Raw genomic sequence first — 13,720 nt, 5'->3', positions numbered from 1 at the left:
CGCGCGCCAGCCCTGGGCCTGCGCGATCAGTCGCGCAGCAGATCGTTGATGCTGGTCTTGGAACGCGTTTGCGCATCCACTTGCTTGACGATGATGGCGGCATACATGCTGTAAGGCGCGCCGTTGGCCGCCGTCTTGGGCAGGTTGCCGCTGACCACCACAGAGCCTGCGGGCACACGGCCGTAGCTGATTTCGCCGGTAGCGCGGTTGAAGATGGGGGTGCTTTGGCCCAGGTACACGCCCATGCCCAGCACGGAGTTTTCTTCGACCACCACGCCTTCCACCACTTCGGAGCGCGCACCGATGAAGCAGTTGTCTTCAATGATGGTGGGGCCTGCTTGCAGCGGCTCCAGCACGCCGCCAATGCCCACGCCGCCCGACAGGTGCACGCCAGCGCCGATCTGTGCGCAAGAGCCCACGGTGGCCCAGGTGTCCACCATGGTGCCTTCGCCCACATAGGCGCCGATGTTGACGTAAGAGGGCATCAGGATCGCGCCCTTGGCGATGTAGCTGCCGCGGCGCGCCACGGCTGGGGGCACCACGCGCACACCGGTCGCCTTGAGCTCGTCTGCGCTCAGGTGCGCAAACTTGGTTTGCACCTTGTCGTAGAAGGTCAGGTCGCCCGACTGGATGACGTCGTTGTCCTTGAGGCGGAAGGACAGCAACACTGCCTTCTTGATCCACTGGTGCACTGTCCATTGGCCCACCGCCTCACGGGTAGCCACGCGCAGCGTGCCGTTGTTCAGCTCGGCAATCACTTGCTCGACAGCATCCACCACTTCCTTGGGGGCAGAGGCGGGGGACAGGTTGGTGCGGTTTTCCCAGGCGGTTTCAATGGTGTTTTGCAGTTGTTGGCTCATGTTGTTCAAGCAGTATGGGATTGGATGAATTGGACGATGCGCAGTGCGGCTTCCACGCATTCTTCAGTGTCGGCCACCAGGGCCATGCGCACGCGCTGGGCGCCGGGGTTGCTGCCCTGCGCCTCGCGGGCCAGGTAGCTGCCGGGCAGCACGGTGACATTGTATTGAGCCAAAAGGGCCTTCGCGAACTCGGCATCGGTCATGCCCAGCGCGTCGGGCACCTTGGCCCAGAGGTAAAAACCTGCATCGGGCAAGGCCACATCCATCACGCCTGCCAGCATGGGGGTGACTTGTGCGAACTTCTTGCGGTACAGGGCCCGGTTTTGTGCCACATGTTCCTCATCGCCCCAGGCCGCGATGCTGGCCTCTTGCACGATGGGGCTCATGGCGCTGCCGTGGTAGGTGCGGTAGAGCAGGAAGTTCTTGATCATGGCCGCGTCGCCAGCCACGAAGCCGCTGCGCAGGCCAGGCACGTTGCTGCGCTTGGACAGGCTGGTGAAGGAGATCAGGTTCTTGAAATCGTGCCGCCCCAGCTTCTTGGCCGCCTCCAGGCCACCCAGCGGTGGCTCGTCGCGGAAGTAAATTTCGCTGTAGCACTCGTCCGATGCGATGACGAAGCCGTAACGGTCGCTCAGGGCAAACAGCTTGTGCCACTCGTTCAGCGGCATGACGGCACCCGTGGGATTGCCGGGCGAGCACACAAAGATCAGCTGGGTGCGCTGCCATACGTCCAGCGGCACGCTGTCCCAGTCCACCGCAAAGTTGCGGGCCGGGTCGCTGGGGGCGTAATAAGGCTTGGCGCCCGCCAGCAGGGTTGCGCCTTCGTAGATTTGATAGAACGGGTTGGGGCAGACCACCATGGGGTCTGGCTGGGCCGCGTCAATGACTGTTTGGGCAAATGCGAACAGTGCTTCGCGGGAGCCGTTGATCGGGAGCACCTGCGTGGCGGGGTTCAGGTCGAGCTGATAGCGGCGCTGAATCCACTCGGTGAAAGCGGTGCGCAAGCGGATGTCCCCTGCGGTGGCCGGGTAGCTGGCCAATCCCTCCAGGTGGCTGCAAAGCGTATCTTTGATGAACTGGGGTGTGGGATGGCGGGGTTCGCCCATGCCCAGGCTGATCGCGGAATAGTTGGCCGGGGGCGTCACCTCGGCAAACAGTTGCTTCAACCGCTCAAAAGGGTAGGGCTGCAGGAGAGAGAGCAGGGAATTCATGGGGTTGCATTATGGTGGATGCCCGTACTACCGTGGGCTACCAAGGCACGGGTGCAACCTGTGCTTTCGACGTGGTGGTTACCCTGTATGTCGGGCTGTCGTCAACGCAGCGTAAGAGCCTGTTCAAGATCTTTTGAGCAGCAGAGCCAAGAATGCCAGATGGATGAACTGCAAGCTGGTGTTCAGCAACCTCTCGCAGTTCTTCCACAACCGCCTGTTCTTCTCCAACCAGGCAAAGCTGCGCTCCACCACCCAACGCTGGGGCATCACCTTGAACGTATGCAGTTCACTGCGCTTGGCGATCTGTACCGCGACGTGTCCGCCCAGAATGTCTTGGACGCCCTGGGCAAACGGCCCGCCCACATAGCCGCTGTCACACAACAGAGCTCGCACCCGGCTCAAAGCAGGTTTGCAGCGCTGCAGTGCCTGCAAAGCCCCTTTGCGGTCCGTTACCTGCGCCGTGGTCACCGCAATAGCGTGCGGCAGCCCCTGTGTGTCCACTGCAATATGGCGCTTGATACCCGAGACTTTCTTGCCCGCGTCATAGCCCTTGCTGCCCGCCGTGTCCGTGTTCTTCACGCTCTGCGCGTCCACAATCAAGAACTCGCTTGAGGCGTTGCGCCCCAGTTTCTCTCGGGCCGCGCCAACCTGATTTTTTTAAAGCCTGCTCCAGCAGGCTGCCTCCCTCACGCGGCTCACTCCAGATGGCAAAGTAAGCATGCACCGTGCGCCACTTGGGAAAGTCACTGGGCAACGCCCGCCACTGGCAACCGGTGCGCAGCAAATAGAGCACTGCGCAGAACACCTCATACAGATCAACACTGCGTGGGCGCGTACTCTTGCGGGCACTCTCCAGCAAGGCACGGATTGGGTCAAATTGCTCGGGGCTAATGTCGCTGGGGTACTTGGCTCTCATGGAGCACGCAGCTTAGCTTCAGTCACAGTCAGCCTGCTATCAGTACCTCATCGGGAAAAGATTTTGAACAGGTTCTAAGAGCCGGCCCCTAGCATGGGTTAGATACAAATAGAAACAGGAGACAAGAGACATGGTGGCGTTTTCACCTTTGCGGCCGGGGGCATGGCTGATGAGGCGGCTCAAGCTGCCCGGAAAACTCGGCTGGTGCGCTGCCCAGTCGCTGGTGGCCGTGGTGCTTGCCGTGATGGCGGCGCCCTGGTGGCTCACTGCGGTGGCTTGCGTTCTGATGCTGTATGTGCAGCTGGTGTTGTGGTTGACTCTGTCGCACGACATGGCTTTGGTGGCGCGGTCGATGCAGCAAACCACGCAGGGTGATCTGACCGTGCACGCCAGCCTGCAGGGGCATGACGAAATGGCCGAGATGGCCCGTTCGCTGGACCAGATGGTCTACAAGCTCTCTGCCATGGTGGCTGACATTCGCAGCAACGCAGCCCTGGTGGCCCATGCCGGCCAGAGCCTGGCGCATGGCAATCGGGCGTTGGCCGACCGGACTGAGCAGCAGGCAGCCAACCTGGAGGAGACGGCCGCCAGCGTGGAAGAGCTTTCGTCCACCGTGCAAAACAATGCCCACACCGCCTTGAGCGCCGACCAGAAAGCCGCACAAGTGCGGCAGGCGGCGGACACCGGCGCGCAGGCCATGGCCCGTGCGGTGCAGTCGGTGGAAGCCATTCAGCAAGGCGCGCGGCGCATGAGCGAAATCATTGGCGTGATCGATGGCATCGCCTTTCAAACCAATATCCTGGCGCTCAATGCCGCAGTCGAGGCAGCCCGGGCGGGTGAGCAAGGTCGAGGGTTTGCCGTGGTGGCATCCGAGGTTCGCATGCTGGCGCAGCGTTCCGGCGAGGCAGCGCGCGAGATTCGCGACTTGATCCAGACGTCGGTGGGGCAGGTCGAATCCAGCGCGAACCTGATCCGTTCTGCAGGCGATGGCATTTCGGCGATGGCTGGAGGCATCCACAGCGTGGCCGCCAGCATGAGTGAAATCGCCAGCTCCAGCAACGAGCAGAGCACGGGCCTCAAAGAAATCAGCGGCGCGGTGCAGCAGCTTGACCAGATCACACAGGACAACGCCCAGATGGTGGGGCTGGCCGTGCAGCAGGCCGAAGCTCTTGAGCAGCGAGCCAGTACGTTGAACCGCGCGGTGGCCGCATTCCGGTTGCAACAGGGCACCGCGGAAGAAGCTGTGGCCCTGGTGCGCAAGGCGGTTGAGTTGCACCGCTCCACATCCCGAGAACAGTTTTTGGGTCGCATTACCGACAAGGCGGGCGGTTTTCATGACCGCGACATGTACGTGTTCGTGCTCGACGAAACCGGTCGCTACCTGGCATTTGGTGGCAACCCCTCCAAGGTGGGCACCCGTGTGCAGGACATTCCGGGAATCGCAGGCGATCAACTGGTGCACGACATCGTGGCGCAGGCGCAGCATGGGCCTGGCTGGGTGGAATACGACATCACCAACCCTTCTACCGGCGTGGTGCAAACCAAGATGTCTTTTGTGAGCCAGGTGGATGCGGGATATGTGGGTTGCGGCGTCTACAAGACGCTTGCTGCGCGCTGAGAGGCACTAGGCAAGGCTCTGCACGCACAAGCCCCAAGCGCCCGCCAGCCCAACCGCTGGGCGTGCGTTGCGGGCTTGGCTGAAGGCTTAGCTTCGCGCCCGCAATTGCCTGGCGCGCTCCATGGCGGCGGCAATGGCGGCGCGGCGGGCCTCCGCAGCGTCGGCCGCCGGTGCAGCAGCAGCCGGCTGCGGTGTTGCGCTGGCAGGTTCCGGGTCGCAGAGCGTTGCTACATCTTTATCCGCTTCTGGTGCTGTGCGCTCCAGCCGCAAGGTTCGGGCTGCGTAACGTTGTCTGGCTTCGTCGGCTTGCTCTGCACTCCAGGCCGCCCAGCCTGTGCGCGAGCCCGTGGCGTTCTCCAGCTGAATGCAGTCCACCGGGCACACCGGCACGCACAACTCGCAGCCGGTGCAATGTGATTCCATCACGGTGTGCATCAGCTTGTTGGCACCCACGATGGCATCGGTGGGGCAGGCCTTGATGCACAGCGTGCAGCCTATGCACCAGTTTTCATCAATGAACGCCACGGCGCGTGGCGACTCGACGCCGTGTTCTGGGTTGAGCGCCACCACTGGAAGTCCCGTGATGGCCGACAGCCGCACGATCCCCTCAGCGCCGCCGGGAGGGCACTGGTTGATTCCTGCTTCACCAGCCGCGACTGCGCGCGCGTAGGCCGCGCAATCGGGGTAGCCGCAGCGGGTGCACTGCGTTTGTGGCAAGGCAGCGTCGATCCGGCGGGCCAAATCGGTCATCGGGGTGCCCGCCGTGGCGGGCACTTCAGGGCTCAAGCCTTGCGCGCCGAGGATCGACGCGGGCGCTGCGCGGGGCTGGCTGACACGTTGGCCGCAGCCATGGCGTCTGTATCCGATGGAGCCACCTCGGCAGCAGCGCCCGATTTACCAGCAGCTGCCGGTTTCAAGCCTGCCTGGTGTTCCAGAATGAAGGCCTTCACCTGCGGGTACACCAGTTCGCGCCAGCGGCGGCCACTGAAGATGCCGTAGTGCCCGGCACCCTTGGCTTCCAGGTGGCGCTGTTCCTTGCTCACAATGCCGGTGCACAGGTCGTGGGCGGCCTTGGTTTGGCCCGAGCCTGAAATATCGTCCAGTTCACCTTCCACGGTGAACAGCGCCGTGGTGGTGATGTCCTGGGGACGCACGCGCTCGATCTTGCCTTCGGGCGAGCGCACATCCCAGGTGCCGTGCACCAGCTTGTATTCCTGGAACACCGTCTTGATGGTTTCCAGGTAGTAGTCGGCGTCCATGTCGAGCACCGCGTTGTACTCGTCGTAGAACTTGCGGTGGGCTTCGGCGCTGGCGTCGTCGCCCTTGATCAGGTTCTTGAAGTAGTCATAGTGGCTGGTGGCGTGCCGGTCAGGGTTCATTGCCACAAAGCCCGTGTGCTGCAGAAAGCCTGGGTACACACGCCGGCCAGCGCCGGGGAAGTTGTCTGGCACGCGGTAGATCACATTGTTTTCAAACCACTCATAGCTGCGGTTCATGGCCAGGTTGTTCACGGCCGTGGGCGATCGGCGCGCGTCAATGGGGCCGCCCATCATGGTCATGGTCAGCGGGGTGGTTTCACCGCGGCTGGCCATCAACGACACCGCTGCCAGCACAGGCACCGTAGGCTGGCACACGCTGATGACGTGGCAGTTGCCGTACACGCCCTGCAGGTAGCGAATGAACTCCTGCACGTAGTTGATGTAGTCATCCAGGTGGAACTCACCTTCGGACAGCGGCACCAGGCGGGCGTTTTTCCAGTCGGTGATGTAGACCTTGTGGTCCTTGAGCATGGTGCGCACGGTGTCGCGCAGCAACGTGGCGTAGTGCCCGGAAAGCGGTGCCACCACCAGCACCACTGGCTGGTTCTTGATCTTGGTCAGCGTGGCGGGATCGTCGGAAAATCGTTTGAAACGGCGCAATTCGCAAAAGGGCTTGTCCAGCTCCACCCGTTCATGGATGGCCACGCCCACGCCGTCCACTTCCACACTGGGGATGTCAAAGGTGGGCTTTTCGTAGTCCTTGCCCAGCCGGTACAGCAGGTCGTACCCCGCAGAAATACGCTGTGCCATCGGGATCTGGTTGAATGGCGACAGGGGGTTGCTGAACAATTTGGACGCGGCTTGCGCGAAGTCAGCAAAAGGCTCCATCAAGGAGCGCTGGGTTTCGTAAATCTGGTAGAGCATGGGGCGAAACTCCGTTATGTTGCAGTGCAATATAGCAGTACTCCGTAACAAAAGAATGGAGTAGAACCACCAATCTGCAGTCGCCTTGGAGACAGGTTGGGTGCGTTCGACGGCACTGGCTTTGACATCTCAAAGCCTTTGAAAACAACTGATTTGCTATCAATAGAATAGCTGCTGGCGCTTTCTGAAAGGGCGCTAGAGCTGATTTTTACTCTATTTTCTGCCAGGTCCGCAAAGGCGCTTCGGCATTGCAGTCAGAAGCCCATCAAACCTGATTTTCTGCCAGCCAGGCTTCAAAGGCCTGGCGGGCCACGTTGCGCAGCGCGGTACGGAACAGCTTTTTGTCCCCCAGGTACAGGCAATGCCGAATCACGGTGAAGGGGTTGAAGGACGCGTCAGGGTTTTGTTCCTCGAAGTGCAGCTTGTACTTCTTGACCGTGCCAATCGTGTGGCGCAACAGCTCATTGAGCTGGGCGCGTGTCATGCCCGGCTGCCACTGGTGGATGTCGGCCACAAAGCTGTCTACCTTGGAAGGCTCGAACTCGAAGTCCTTGAAAAAGTGGTTGGCAATCTTGAGGAAGGTGAACGCGTTGAGCTCGCTGCCCAGGCTGGGGGATTTGGTGGGCTCCAGCGGATCGGTCTGCGTTTCTGGTGCGGGCTCGGCGGTTTCGTCCGGGGCCTTGAGCAGCTCGGCAGCGGTGGCGTCGCGAATCTGCAAAAACTCCCGGTCAGCCAGCTCGAAGAGGGCAGACAGCACATTGATACGGCGTTTGAGCTGCCCGGGAATGGATTTCTTGTACTTGATCTTGTGGTCCAGCACGCTCCACGAATCCTGGATGATGGTGCGGATCTGCAGCTCAAAAGGCCACGGGGCTTTTGCTGCGTGTTCGGGCGTGGCAAGCTGTGCCTTGTTCCAGCGCAGATCCAGGTGCAGGCCTTTGTAGCCAAATTCCGCTTCGGTGGACTCAACGGCTGCCACCTTGTCGGTCACTTCAATCACATCAAAGTGCGATTGCATGAGGTGGGCCACCTTCTCGATTTCGTCTTCGTACAGGCAGACCACGCGCACACCGATCAGGTCCGTGATCCAGTGCTGGATCTCGTAGGGCGTGTTGCGCTCTTCCAGGGCTGCGCGGTATTTGCGGCGGAATTTGCGGATGCACTCTTCCACGTCCTTGACGCGGCCCTCGACCTTGGAGATTTCCAGCCCCGGCGCAGCCTCGACCAGTGCCCGAACCGTGCTCACGACCCGCGCGCACGCGGCTTGCAGTTGCGTAAGGTGGTCGGCGTAGAAGTGGCGGAACTGGGTTTCTTCCAGCTCCAGGGGGATCTGGGCCATGGGTGTTTACAGGGTAGTGCAGCTGGGGATTTGCCGCCCGAGGGGGCGGTACCAGGCGTGGATTGTCCACCACACCCCAGGTGTCAGGCGCAGAAAAAGGTGTTGTGCGGGCGCCGTCACGGGGCTTGAAAATCGTTAAAAAGCATGTCGCACACCGTTTCCCCCGTTGATAATGGCCCTCGCTTTTGTGCCACCCGTTGGGCGGGCACGCCTTGAATGCACGATGCCTGTCCCTGACGCTCCTTTTGCACTGCCAGAATCTACCGGACTGTTACAGCGCCGGTGGGGATGGCTGTTGGCGCCCATTCTGTCGCTGGTGATGCTTAGCCTCACGTTCGCCCACTGGCGCAGTGAAGAGCGGGCGAGCAGCGAGCGGCGCGAAATTGACCTGCGGGTGGCTGCCGATCGCATGGCCTACAACCTGGCAGACCGCATGGCGTCGTACGAGCTGGTACTGCGCGGTTTGCGGGGGTACTTCGAAGGCTCGGAACGCATTGACCGCGAGGAGTTTCAGACCTACGTGAGCTCTCTGCAGCTGCAAGAGGTACGGCCGGGCCTGCGGGGCATTTCGCTGATTCTCAAGTTATCGCAGGAAGAGCTGCCCGCGCACATCCAGGACATGCGCCAGCGCGGCTTTTCTGACTACACCGTCCGCCCACCCGGGGTGCGGCCCCTGTATGCGGCCGTGACGCACATTGAACCCCTGGATGCTGACAACCAGCGTGCGCTGGGGCTGGATGCCTACGCCATCCCAACGGCCCGAGATGCCCTGGAGCGTGCTGCCGACACAGGTGTGCTGGCAGTATCGGGAATGCTGGCCCTGGAGCAAGACACTTCTGCCGCACCCAAGGGACTGGTGATGTACCTGCCTATCTATGCCAAGGGTGCTGCGCCGGAAAGCGCCGAGCAGCGCCGCAACGCTTTGCGCGGCTGGGTGTCGGCCCCGTTTTACATGGCCGATGTCATCGCCGGGCTCTCGCGCGAATTTGAATCCGACATTGCCCTGGATGTGATCGACGGCTCAGCCCCTGAAGGCCGGCAGCAGCTTTTTGCCGACCCGCGGGTGCAGTCCGTCAACACTCCACGCCAGCTGTTTCGCCAAGTGCAGTTTGGTGGCCGCACCTGGACGCTGCGCATGAGGCCACTGCCAGCCTTTGAAGACCGCTACGAGTACGAAACGCACCATATCTCTGCGTTGTTTGGCGTGGTGCTCAGCATCGTACTGGGCTGGTTTGCGTGGTTGCTGGCCACTGGCCGCACCCGGGCTGAAGCCCTTGCTTACCGCATGACGGCCGAGCTGCGCGGTACGCGCGACGAACTGGCCAGCACCCTCAACGCCATTCCCGATCTGTTGATGGAAATCGACGAGGAAGGCCGCATTCTTCACTGCCGTAGCGGCCACCAGGCTTTGCTGGCCGAGGTGGCAGACAGTTTTGAGGGCCAGCGGCTGCAAGACATCGTGGCGCCGGAAGCCGTTGCGGGCTGCCGCGCCACGCTGCAGGCGGCCAGCGCCACAGGGTATTCGGCAGGGCACCAGTTCGCGTTGAGCCTGCAGGGGCGTCCGTACTGGTTTGAACTCTCGATTGCCAGAAAGTCCGGGCCCAGCGAGTCGATCCAGCGCTTCATCGCGCTGTCGCGGGACATCACGGAGCGCAAGCAAGCCGAGGCGCGCTCGCACCATCTGGCGTATTTCGACGCGCTCACGCAGTTGCCCAACCGCCGCATGCTGCTCGACCGCACAGAGCAAGCCGTGGCCGGTGCCCGCAAGTCGGGGCAAATTGGCGCCTTGCTGTTTGTGGACCTGGACAACTTCAAGCAAATTAACGATGCACGCGGGCATGCCGTGGGTGACGTGATGCTCAAGCAGGTCGCACAGCGCCTGCTTGGTTTGCAGCGCCCGGGGGACACCGTCGCCCGGCTGGGGGGCGATGAATTTGTGATGTTGATTGGCCAGCTGGGGCTGGACATGGAGAGTGCAGGGCGCACTGCGCTGCTGGCGGCCGAAGCCATCCGCACCGCGCTGGATGTGCCCTACAACATCCAGAACCACCACTACAGCAACACCTGCAGCATCGGCATTACGCTGTTCCCCAAGCAGCAGGAAGGTGCCGAAGACCTGCTGCGCGAGGCCGACACGGCCATGTACCGCGCCAAGGACATGGGGCGCAACCGCATTCGCTTCTATGAAGCGGCCATGCAGGCCGATGTGCAGGAGCGCCTGGCGCTGGAGCAGGACCTGAAAAAAGCCAGCGCCGAGGGCCAGCTGGCCGTGTTCGTGCAGTCGCAAGTGGATGCGCGCGGCGCAGTGGTGGGCGGCGAGTTGCTGATGCGCTGGAACCACCCCGAGCGTGGCAATGTGCCACCCAGCCGCTTCATCCCGGTGGCCGAGGCCTCAGGCCTCATCCTGCGCATGGGCGACTGGATGATTGGCAAGGCCTGCGAGGCCTTGGCCCAGCTTCAGGCGCAGGGGCTGGAATACACCATCTCGGTGAACGTGAGCGAGCGCCAGTTCCGGCAAGAAGATTTTGTGGAACGCATCCGCAACGTGCTCTCGGCCACCGGAGCGAAGGCAGAGTTGCTGATTCTGGAAGTGACCGAGAGCCTGCTGATTGAAAACCTCAGTGACACCATCGCCCGCATGACCGAGCTGGTGCACCTGGGCGTGCGCTTCTCCATTGATGACTTTGGCACCGGCTATTCCAGCCTGGCCTATCTCAAACGCCTGCCGCTGTACGAGCTGAAAATCGACAAGAGCTTTGTGCAGGACGCGCCGGACGACCCGAGCGACACGGCCATCGTGCAGTCCATCCTGGCGGTGGCCAACCACCTCAAGCTGCGCGTGGTGGCCGAAGGGGTGGAGACGCAGGCCCAGGCAGATTTCCTCATCCAGAACCATTGCGAATGCCTGCAGGGCTATCTTTACAGCCGCCCGCAACCGCTGCAGGGATGGTTGAGCGCGCAAATTGCTGCCGCTGGGCCTCGTTGAGCCTGTTTTGTCTTGTCGTTGCGCAAGGCCCAGCCTTTGCCAGCACCCCGCATTACCCATTGCTACCACTTGCCGGACAGCGCCGCCCATGACCGAAGAACTCCGCACCGTCGACGCCGCCTTGCTGAACCACTTGCAAACCTGGCAGGGCAGGGCCGAAACTTTGCACGACACCATCACCAGCGCCCCCGTCAGCGGCCTGTCGGCCACGCTGGACCGGGAAGACCCCCATCCTGTGCCCGGCACTGCGCTGCCGCCGTTATGGCACTGGCTCTATTTTTTGCCCCAGGTGCGCCAAAGCGGTCTCGGGCCCGACGGCCACCCGGCGCGCGGCGGCTTTCTGCCCCCGGTGCCGCTTCCGCGCCGCATGTGGGCAGGTGGGCGTTTGCGGTGGGAAGAGCACAACCCCCTGTTGGTGGGCGATACGGTGCAGCGCACCTCGCGCATCGAATCCGTCACGCACAAGGCGGGCCGCACGGGCGATTTGGTGTTTGTGCTGGTCAAGCACGAGATTTCCAATGCCAAGGGCCTTGCGCTGACCGAAGAGCACGACATCGTCTACCGCGCTGCTCCCCAGCCGGGTGACCCAGTGCCAGCGCCGATCGCTGCGGAAACCGGCGCGCCCTGGCACCGCAGCATCACGCCTGACGATGTGCTGCTGTTCCGCTATTCCGCGCTCACCTTCAATGGCCACCGCATCCATTACGACCGGCGCTACGTCACGGAAGTCGAGGGCTATCCAGGCCTCATCGTGCATGGGCCGCTGATTGCCACGCTGCTCATTGACCTGCTGCGCCGCCAGTGCCCCAGCGCCCGCGTAAAGAGTTTTCACTTCAAAGCCGTGCGGCCCACGTTTGACCTGCACCCGTTTGGCTTGAATGGCGCGCCATCGGCCGATGGGAAATCTGTGCGCCTCTGGAGCAATGACCATGAAGGCTGGCTCACCCTGCAGGGCACGGCCGAGCTTTTTTGAGTTTCGTCTGGTGCAAGCCCAGGATACGGGTCACCCGGCTGGCGTGTTGCAGGCGATTCACGGCACTGTCTGCGTGAACCCCATGGCTTGCCCCGGCCACCACTGGGGTTCGCTACCGCAAGGCGACGGTGGATTGGTTTGCTATTGAATCAATAGCTGCTGCCGCTGATGGCGTTTGGCCTGGATGCCGATTGGGCTTCAATTCAGGTGAAAAATCACCCCATTCGTCAGCACCTTTTCGCAGAGGGAATCAAAGCCAAATCAGGCTGTAACCTTCACCACGCAAGCGCCAGCAGCTATGCTTTTTGAAGTGATTGGCCTCAAAGGCCCAGGCGCTTGCGGGTTGGCGTGGTCGGTGGATATGGCTCCTGCCGACCAGCGCTCGCCGCCTCAGTGTTCCTGATGGTTTGCCAACGACTCGGCCACGGCCTGCTGTGCCAGGTGATACACCTCGCGGGCGGGGCGGTCTTTGAGCAGGTGGTTGCTCCACACCTGCCGCCAGATGCGCGCACCGGCCAGGCTGTGGCGCAGGCCCAGCATGTGGCGTGCAATGTGCGCCCAGGGCGTGCCGTACTGGGCGGCTTCGCGCTCCATGTACTCCACCATCGCCAGTTCCACCTCTTCACGTGTCAGGGGGCAGGGCACACCACCTTGTTCGCCGTAGTAGAGCGCGTCCCAGCGTGCCAGCCACCAGGGGTTGTGGTACGCCTCGCGGCCCACCATCACGCCGTCCAGGTGCTCCAGCTGTTCCTGCACCGCCTCGTCGGTGGTGAAGCCGCCGTTGATGGCGAAGGTGAACTGCGGAAAGTCTGCCTTCAACTGGCGCACCACCTCGTAGCGCAGGGGCGGAATGTCGCGGTTTTCCTTCGGGCTCAGGCCCTGCAGCCAGGCATTGCGCGCGTGCACGATGAACACGGTGCAACCTGCATCCGCCACGGTGCCCACAAAGTCGCGCACAAAGCTGTAGCTTTCTTCCTTGTCGATGCCAATGCGGTGCTTCACCGTCACGGGCACATCCACCACGTCGCGCATGGCTTTCACGCAGTCGGCCACCAGTTGGGGCGCCTTCATCAGGCTGGCGCCAAAGGCTCCGCGCTGCACGCGGTCACTGGGGCAGCCGCAGTTCAGGTTGATTTCGTCATAGCCCCACTGGGCACCCAGCTTTGCGGCCTGGGCCAAGTTGGCGGGTTCGCTGCCGCCCAGCTGCAAGGCGACAGGGTGCTCTTCGGCATTGAAGCGCAGGTGGCGCTCTGTGCCCCCGTGGATGATGGCGCCGGCGTTCACCATTTCGGTGTACAGCAGGGTGTGCCGGGTCAGCAGGCGGTGAAAGTAGCGGCAATGGCGGTCGGTCCAGTCCATCATCGGGGCGACGGACATGCGCCAGGGGCTTGTGGGGGAGGGCACGGGGTGTAGGGTAAGGAAAAGGGTGGGCGGGGCAAGCGGCTGGCACGGGCCAGCGGCCTTGCGGGGGTGGGATTATCCCATTGGCGCTCTGAACGCGTCGTGTAGCGGGCTTGCCCACCGCGCGGCCTGAGCCGATGGGCCGAACCTGATTTGATAGCGAACATCAGCAGGGTTCATTTTTTGCATTTCTTGCCGAGGCACCACGGTTTTTGGGCAGAATGTAGTGAAAC

General features: G+C 62.4%; 10 protein-coding genes. 3 read left to right on the top strand and 7 right to left on the bottom strand.

The annotated features are described in order from the left end of the window. Nucleotides 1–26: 26 nt before the first annotated feature. The 3 genes from dapD to PQV96_RS09135 all read right to left on the bottom strand — a co-directional run bounded on the left by dapD (nt 27) and on the right by PQV96_RS09135 (nt 2,987). Nucleotides 27–860 (bottom strand): 2,3,4,5-tetrahydropyridine-2,6-dicarboxylate N-succinyltransferase, encoded by an 834-nt coding sequence (gene dapD, locus PQV96_RS09145; RefSeq protein ID WP_273625067.1) that lies wholly within the window; start codon nt 858–860, stop codon nt 27–29. A 5-nt stretch (nt 861–865) separates the two neighbouring features. Continuing rightward, on the bottom strand, nt 866–2,071 hold the full coding sequence (dapC, locus tag PQV96_RS09140) for a succinyldiaminopimelate transaminase (protein WP_273625066.1): 1,206 nt from the start codon (nt 2,069–2,071) through the stop codon (nt 866–868). Between the two features lie 123 nt (nt 2,072–2,194). Then, a protein-coding gene (locus tag PQV96_RS09135; RefSeq protein WP_420482192.1) for an IS5 family transposase occupies nt 2,195–2,987 on the bottom strand; the annotation gives its coding sequence in 2 pieces (ribosomal slippage) (nt 2,195–2,728 and nt 2,730–2,987; 792 coding nt in all). A 130-nt stretch (nt 2,988–3,117) separates the two neighbouring features. On the opposite strand from PQV96_RS09135, the gene PQV96_RS09130 reads away from it, so the two are divergent. After that, a complete protein-coding gene (locus tag PQV96_RS09130) occupies nt 3,118–4,605 on the top strand; it encodes a methyl-accepting chemotaxis protein (RefSeq protein WP_273625064.1) in 1,488 nt (495 codons plus the stop codon). Between the two features lie 87 nt (nt 4,606–4,692). On the opposite strand, the gene rsxB is transcribed toward PQV96_RS09130, so the two are convergent. The 3 genes from rsxB to PQV96_RS09115 all read right to left on the bottom strand — a co-directional run bounded on the left by rsxB (nt 4,693) and on the right by PQV96_RS09115 (nt 8,127). After that, nucleotides 4,693–5,355 (bottom strand): electron transport complex subunit RsxB, encoded by a 663-nt coding sequence (gene rsxB / locus PQV96_RS09125; RefSeq protein ID WP_082758836.1) that lies wholly within the window; start codon nt 5,353–5,355, stop codon nt 4,693–4,695. Nucleotides 5,356–5,387: 32 nt separating this feature from the next. Further along, nucleotides 5,388–6,788, bottom strand: coding sequence for a polyhydroxyalkanoate depolymerase (locus PQV96_RS09120; protein ID WP_066697121.1), 1,401 nt, complete (start codon nt 6,786–6,788; stop codon nt 5,388–5,390). A gap of 265 nt (nt 6,789–7,053) precedes the next feature. Next, nucleotides 7,054–8,127, bottom strand: a complete 1,074-nt coding sequence (locus PQV96_RS09115; protein ID WP_273625063.1) for a GTP pyrophosphokinase — start codon at nt 8,125–8,127, stop codon at nt 7,054–7,056. 295 nt (nt 8,128–8,422) lie between these two features. On the opposite strand from PQV96_RS09115, the gene PQV96_RS09110 reads away from it, so the two are divergent. Next, complete coding sequence (locus tag PQV96_RS09110; RefSeq protein WP_273625062.1) at nt 8,423–11,113, top strand: bifunctional diguanylate cyclase/phosphodiesterase; 2,691 nt, start codon at nt 8,423–8,425, stop codon at nt 11,111–11,113. Nucleotides 11,114–11,201: 88 nt separating this feature from the next. Next, entirely contained in the window at nt 11,202–12,086 is an 885-nt protein-coding gene (locus PQV96_RS09105; RefSeq protein ID WP_273625061.1) for an HTD2 family dehydratase, read from the top strand. Nucleotides 12,087–12,476: 390 nt separating this feature from the next. On the opposite strand, the gene dusA is transcribed toward PQV96_RS09105, so the two are convergent. Next, the gene (dusA, locus tag PQV96_RS09100) at nt 12,477–13,448 is read right to left on the bottom strand and encodes a tRNA dihydrouridine(20/20a) synthase DusA (protein WP_242638258.1); all 972 of its coding nucleotides are present in this window, start codon (nt 13,446–13,448) and stop codon (nt 12,477–12,479) included. Between the last annotated feature and the right edge of the window lie 272 nt (nt 13,449–13,720).

It is taken from the genome of Acidovorax temperans, from assembly GCF_028596105.1.
Lineage (GTDB): Bacteria > Pseudomonadota > Gammaproteobacteria > Burkholderiales > Burkholderiaceae_C > Acidovorax > Acidovorax temperans.
Note: the sequence above shows the minus strand (reverse complement) of the source record. Positions and strands in the feature narration are given on the sequence as shown.